General features: G+C 71.8%; 4 protein-coding genes. 1 reads left to right on the forward strand and 3 read right to left on the reverse strand.

What is annotated here, in order from left to right; all coding sequences use genetic code 11:
- The first annotated feature begins 76 nt into the window (after positions 1-76).
- Positions 77-4714 carry an FtsK/SpoIIIE domain-containing protein gene (locus ACIBK8_RS18450; protein ID WP_399042909.1) on the forward strand — a complete coding sequence of 1546 codons (4638 nt, stop codon included), beginning with the start codon at positions 77-79 and terminating at the stop codon, positions 4712-4714.
- Positions 4715-4789: 75 nt separating this feature from the next.
- Here the strand turns inward: ACIBK8_RS18450 and ACIBK8_RS18455 are convergent, their stop codons facing one another.
- The 3 genes from ACIBK8_RS18455 to ACIBK8_RS18465 form a co-directional block, all read right to left on the reverse strand.
- Positions 4790-5101, reverse strand: a complete 312-nt coding sequence (locus tag ACIBK8_RS18455; RefSeq protein ID WP_399042910.1) for a hypothetical protein — start codon at positions 5099-5101, stop codon at positions 4790-4792.
- Positions 5102-5161: 60 nt separating this feature from the next.
- Positions 5162-5470 carry a hypothetical protein gene (locus tag ACIBK8_RS18460; protein WP_393681901.1) on the reverse strand — a complete coding sequence of 103 codons (309 nt, stop codon included), beginning with the start codon at positions 5468-5470 and terminating at the stop codon, positions 5162-5164.
- Between the two features lie 91 nt (positions 5471-5561).
- Entirely contained in the window at positions 5562-6503 is a 942-nt protein-coding gene (locus tag ACIBK8_RS18465) for a serine/arginine repetitive matrix protein 2 (RefSeq protein WP_399042911.1), read from the reverse strand.
- Positions 6504-6528: the final 25 nt, after the last annotated feature.

Here is a 6528-nt window from a genome sequence, read left to right on the forward strand (position 1 = left end):
GCGAGGGGCCCGCCGCACCGGCCGGCCCCTCGCCCCGCTCCCCCGCCCCTGACGGCACCGATCAGTTGGATCCCCCGTGAAACTGACCCTCACCACCTCCGACGCCGGACGCCTGACGGACCATCTGCTCGATGTGCCCGAGCAGGCGACCGTCGCCGACCTCGCCGCCTCCCTCACCCCGCCACCGCCCGACGCGGCCGACTCCCCCGCCCCGCCCCCGCAGGTCTTCCTCGGCGACCGTGCCCTGGACGGCGGGCTGCCGCTGCGCAGTTCGGGCATCCGCGACGGCGCGGTCATCGGCCTGGGAGCGCCCTGTACCGCCGAACGCCGGGCGCGGGCCTGGGATCCGGCGCCCGGCGACCCCGTCCTGGTGGAGATCAGGCATGTCGGCGGCCCCGGGGCCGGCCGGGTCTGGCGGCTCGGCGCGGGCAGCCACGAGATCGGGACGGAGCGCGGCTGCGCCCTGCGGCTGACCGGCGGCGGCGCGCCGGAGCGCGGCGTGTGGATCACCGTGGGCCCGGAAGGATCGGTTTCGTACCTGCTGCCCGACGACGCGGACGAGGACAGCTGCGGGCTGCGCAGCCTGACTCCCCCGCCGCCGGTGGACCCGGAGACCGGCACGCCGCTCACCGCCGAGGAACCCGCGGGGCTGCGGGACGGCGGCACCGGCGGGCATTCCGTGGCGCCAGGACCCGACGGCCTGCCGCCGGCGGAGCCCGAGCGGCCCCCGGGTCACCGGCCGCCGCCCGACGACGGTTCCCAGGAGTGGCCCGACTTCGCCGACCTCTCCCTGGGCGAGCATCTGCTGCGCCGTACCCCGCCGTTCCAGCCGGACGCCGCGGTCAACCCGTCGGCCGACGGGATGGCCGTCGAGTACAACAGGCCGCCGCGGATCGCCCCGCATCTGGACGCCGAGACGATGCGGATGCAGGGCCCGCCCGCCCGGCCGGGCCCGCGCGCCTTCCCGCTGCTCTTCGTGCTGGCGCCGCTGATGATGGGCCTGGTCATGATGGGCCTGTTCCGGTCCTTCTACTTCATGATCTTTATCTTCTTCAGCCCGATGATGGCGGTCAGCAACTGGATCATCGGGCGCCGCACCGGACGCAAGCAGTACGAGGAGTCCCTGCGGCTCTACCGGCTGCGCAGGGCCGCGCTCGAACTCGAACTGCGCGAAGCGGCCGTCGACGAGCGGGAGTTGCGGAACACGACGTTCCCCGACCCGGCGACGGTGCTGCTGACCGCCACCGGCCCGTCCGGCACCCTCTGGGAGCGGCGCAGGCGCGACCCCGACCGGCTGACGGTCCGCCTCGGCACCCTGACCCGCCCCTCGCTGCGGCGCATCGAGGACCAGGCGCGGGAGAGCAACCACCGCACCGTCCACTGGCGGCTCGCCGACGTGCCCTACGGCCTGGAGATGGCCGACCTCGGCGTCGTCGGCCTGGTCGGGCCCGGCGCCACCACCCGTTCCGTCGCGGCCTGGACGGTGGCCCAGAGCGCGGTGCTGCACAGCCCGCGTGACCTGCGCATCGTGGTCCTGACCAGCGACGAGAACGCCGAGTCCTGGGCGTGGGTGCGCTGGCTGCCGCATCTGAACACCGGCCGGGCGACCAGTGTCGTGGCGCTCGGCAACGACCCGGAGAGCACCGCGCACCGCGTCAACGAACTCGTCTCCGACATCCAGGCCCGCACCGCAGCCGCCGCGTCCGCGCTGGGCCGGACCCTGCTGGACGAGCCCGACGTGCTGGTCATCGCGGACGGCGCCCGCCGGCTGCGCGACGTGCCCGGCATGGTGCAGGTGCTCAAGGCGGGGCCCGCCGTGCACATCTACAGCCTCTGCGTCGACGAGAAGGAGCGGCTGCTGCCCGAGGAGTGCACCTCCGTCATCACCGCGACGGGCAACCGGCTCGCGGTGCACACCACCGGCTCCCCCAAGGTCAGCGGCGTGCGCGCGGACCTCGTCGAGCCCGCCTGGTGCGAGGAGGTGGCGCGGGCGCTGGCACCGGTGCGCGACGTCACGCTGGACGGCGACTCGGGCCTGCCGGACGGCGTCAAGCTGCTCGGCCTGATCGGTCAGGAGCCGCCCAGCGCCGAGGCGCTGCTGCGGTCCTGGGCCAAGCGCCCGGCGTCGACGACGTTCGTCCTGGGCGCCGGATACGACGGGCCGCTCCGGCTCGACCTGGTGCGCGACGGGCCGCACGGTCTGGTGGCCGGCACCACAGGAGCGGGCAAGTCCGAACTGCTCCAGACGATGATCGCCTCGCTCGCCGCCGTCAACCGGCCCGACGAGCTGACGTTCGTCCTGATCGACTACAAGGGCGGCAGCGCGTTCCGCGAATGCGCCGAACTCCCGCACACCCTGGGCATGGTCACCGACCTCGACGGCCACCTCGTGCAGCGGGCGCTGGCCTCGCTCGACGCGGAACTGCGGCGCCGCGAGCAGCTGCTCGCCGACACCGAAGCCAAGGACCACGCCGACTACCGCGCCAAGCGGGCCAGGAACGGCGAACTGCCCGCACTGCCCCGGCTGCTGATCGTCATCGACGAGTTCGCCACCCTGGTGCGCGAGGTCCCCGACTTTGTGCCGGGGCTGATCAGCCTGGCGCAGCGGGGCCGTTCGCTCGGCCTGCACCTGATCCTCGCCACCCAGCGGCCCGGCGGTTCGGTCAGCACCGACATCAAGGCCAACACCAACCTGCGGATCGCGCTGCGGGTCACCGACAAGACCGAGAGCCAGGACATCATCAACTCCGGTGACGCGGTGAGCATTTCCTCCGCGACCCCCGGACGCGCCCTGGTGCGCCGCGGCGAGCACGCGCCGACACCGTTCCAGACCGCCTGGGTGGGCGCCGCCCGCGCCTCCCAGGACCGTACGGGCGAGGACGCCGCCCCGGCGGAGCCCGGTGTGGCCGCGGCGCCGCGTCCGGTGCGCGGTGTGGAACTGTCCTGGAACCGCCTGGGACGGCCGGTGGACCTGTTCGACGAGGAGGACGGCGAGCCGGAGCCGTCCGGCGAGGAGGCCGTCACCGACCTGCTCGCGCTGGTCGAGACGGTCAAGGAGGCCACCGCCGCGCTGGAGGACCACAGCGAACAGCCCAGCCCCTGGCTGCCCGCGCTGCCCGACACCGTCACCCTCGACGACCTGCCGGCCACCGTCCCCACCCCTCCCGGCCGTCCGGCCGCCGTCCCGTACGCGCTGCTCGACCTGCCCAGCCTCCAGGAACGCCGGGTGTGCAGCATCGACTTCGCCACCTTCGGCCACCTGTACGTCATCGGCGCCCCGCGCTCCGGACGCACCCAGGTGCTGCGCACCCTCGCGGGCTCGGCCGCCCGCACCCTGCCCAGCAGCGAACTGCACCTGTACGCGATCGACGCGGCGGGCGGCGGCCTGTCGTCCCTGGAGGCGCTGCCGCACTGCGGCGCGGTGGTCTCCCGCTTCGACATCGAGCGGCTGGCGCGCCTCATCGGCCACATCACCCGGGAGTTGACTGAGCGTCAGGAGAAGATGTCCGCGCACGACTGCGCGGGACTGACGGAGCTGCGGGCCGCGCTGCCCGCGGCCGAACGCCCGGCCCACGTGCTGCTGCTGATCGACGGCTGGGACGGCATCGCGTCGATGCTCGACGAGTACGACGGCGGGCGGCTGTTCGACGAGATCACCCGGCTGCTGCGGGAGGGCGCAGCGGCGGGCATCCACCTCGTGGCCTCGTCCGAACGCGGGCTGCTCGGCGGCCGGCTCTCCGCGCACAACGACTTCCGGCTGCTGCTGCGCCAGTCCGACAAGGGCGACTACTACCTGGCGGGAATGTCCCCGAACCGGGTGCCGAGCCACATCCCGCCGGGCCGTGGCTGGCACACCCCGGCATCCGTCGAGACGCAGATCGCGCTGCTGCCCACCGGGGCGGCGGACGGCAACGGCGGCCAGGGCAGCGTCGACCAGGCCGACGCGCTGCGGGAGATCGGCCGGATGGCCACCGAACGCGACGCCCATCTCCCGGTGCAGCGCAGGCCGTTCCGGGTCGCGGAGATGCCGAAGGTGATCGGCTTCCAGGAGGCCATGGACCAGGTGCCCGAGGAGTCAAGGCGGCCGATGTGGGCGCTGCTCGGCATCGGCGGGGACGAAGTACGGCCGCTGGGCTTCGACTTCCTCTCCGGGGGCGGCAGCTTCGCGGTCGTCGGCCCGCCCGGGTCGGGCCGCAGCACCACGCTCGCCGCGATGTCCGTCTCGCTGATCACGGGCGGTACCGCCCTGGTGGTGCTCGCGCCGCGCGAGTCGCCGCTGCGCAGGCTCGCCGACCACGGTCTGGCCCAGGTCATCACCGACACCGACCCGTCGGCCGACACACTCACCGAAGCGCTCCGCGCGGTCGGCGACCGGCCGGTGGTCGTGGTGGTCGACGACAGCGACCTGGTCGCCAACTGCGGCGCGGACCAGGTGCTGCGGCAGATCGCCTCGTCGGGCCGTGACCGCAACCAGGGCATCCTGATCGGCGGTCCTTCCGAGGGGATGAGCGCCATCGGGTGGATCGGTATGGTCCGCAGGGCGCGGCGCGGTCTGCTGCTCGGCGCCCGCGCGATCGGCGACGGCGACGTCATCGGCGCGCGCATCAACGCCGAGCACATCCGCACCCGGCTGACCGTCGGCCGCGCCTGGACGGCGGGCCCCGCGGGGACGGCGGTGCCGGTACAGGTACCGCTGACGGTCCTGGAGAGCTGAGGTTCCAGGAGCCGCTACGGGTTCGGGCCCGGCACCCACGAAGGGTGCCGGGCCCGAACCCGTACAGCGGGGTGCTCAGTGCTGGCCGGAGTTGCGGACACCCGCCGCGATCTTGCCGTCCGAGTCGGTCATCGTCTTGACGATGTCGGTGAAGGAGTGGGCGAACACCTTGATGTTCGCCGACGACTCCTTCATCTGCTTGCTGAACGCCTGGTACGCCTGCTCCAGGGCGGGGCTCGACTGCTCGAAGACCAGGCCGTCCTTGAGCAGCGTGCTCACCGTGGTCTCCAGCTGGCTCAGCTCGCTGGCGATGTCGGTGAACTTGTTTTCCATCGTGGTGGCGACGCGCTTGATGTCGTCGTAGTCGAGAAGTACGTCCTGCGCCATCGTTCCTCCGGGGTGTGCGTGCGTCGGTGCGTGCGGGGGCCGCCGGTGGCGGCGCGGGTATCAGCCGCTGGAGCGGATCTTGTTCGCCATCTCGTCGTCCATTTCCTTCATGGACTGGACGATCTTCTGGAACTGGTCCGCGAAGTCCTTGATGCTCTGCGTGGCATCGGTCAGGGACTTCGTCAGCTTCTCGTAGGACTGCTGGAGCGCCGGGCTGGAGTTGTTGAACTTCAGCGTCGAGTTCAGCATCGTGTCGACCTCGTTCTTGGCCTCCGTCATCCGGGGCACGAGGGTGTTGTCGGCACTGTTGTTGAGGACGTTCGACACACGGTCGATCTCCGCGAAGTCCAGGCTGATGTTGGCGGGCAAGGGGTCTCCTTCGGGTGTGCGGGGGGATGTTGCGGGTCAGGGGCGGGACGGCGGCCGGACGCCGCGGCGCGCGGGTGGGCGGGGACGCGGCTCAGTCGTCGTCGCCGCCCTCCTTGTCCCATGGCTTGTCGGGGCCGGAGCGCGTGTACTTCGTCTCCTTGCCGTCGCTGTCCGTGACGGTCTGCGTTCCCGTGCCGTCGTCCTCGATGACGTAGCGGCTGGTGGTCTTCGAACCGTCGGGTCCTGTCGTCACCGTCGTGTAGTCCCGGGCGTCGAACGTCTTGCCGCCTTCCGGGGTGATGGGCCGCGGCGCGGTGTCGTACGTCGTCTTGCTGGTGTACTTCTGCTCGTCCGCGCCCTTGCCGATGGTGACGGTGCTCTCCTCGGTCATGACGTTGTTGTCGTCGTCGAGGGTCACCTTGACGTGGGTGCTCCCGGAGTCCGAGGTGATCGTCTTCTCCGTGGGCGGGGTGTCGCCGGGCCGTTCGCCCTCCGGGTGGGGGCCGGGCGGCGATGGCACGTCCTTGGCGTTGTTGTACGTCTCGCACCAGCCGGGCGCGCCGTCCGCCGAGCAGACGTCGTTGATGTCGGCGTCCGGGTGCTCCTTGAAGTAGCCGGACGCGCCGATCTTGTCCAGGTAGGCGTTCCAGTCCTTGGTGTCCTGGTCCCAGGCGTCCCACTTGGCCTTGTTGTTCTTCCACTCGTCCAGGCCGAGGCTGGTGCCCATCACACCGGCGCTGTCCGCCATCCCGGCATCGACCTGGAAGTAGTTGTCGGAGACCGACTTGAAGATGTCGGCGAGCTTGTTGAGGCCGTCCTTCGCGTCCTTGGCCCGGCTGCTGGACCGCTGCGAGAAGCCCCACATGGCGGTGCCGAGGTCGCTGAACCCCATCACGCTCTTCGCGTCGTCGGTGGAGGACGACAGTTCCTTCAGCGCGCCCTTGGCGCCTCCGGAGTCGGCGGTGTCGGCGAGTTCGCGCATCCGCGTCTGCACCTGGTTCAGCAACTCGTAGTCGATGGAGAAGTCGGGCATGGGCACCTCTCGGGCCTGCGGCCGG

It is taken from the genome of Streptomyces sp. NPDC050161 (genome assembly GCF_044460025.1).
In the GTDB taxonomy this organism is placed as follows: domain Bacteria; phylum Actinomycetota; class Actinomycetes; order Streptomycetales; family Streptomycetaceae; genus Streptomyces.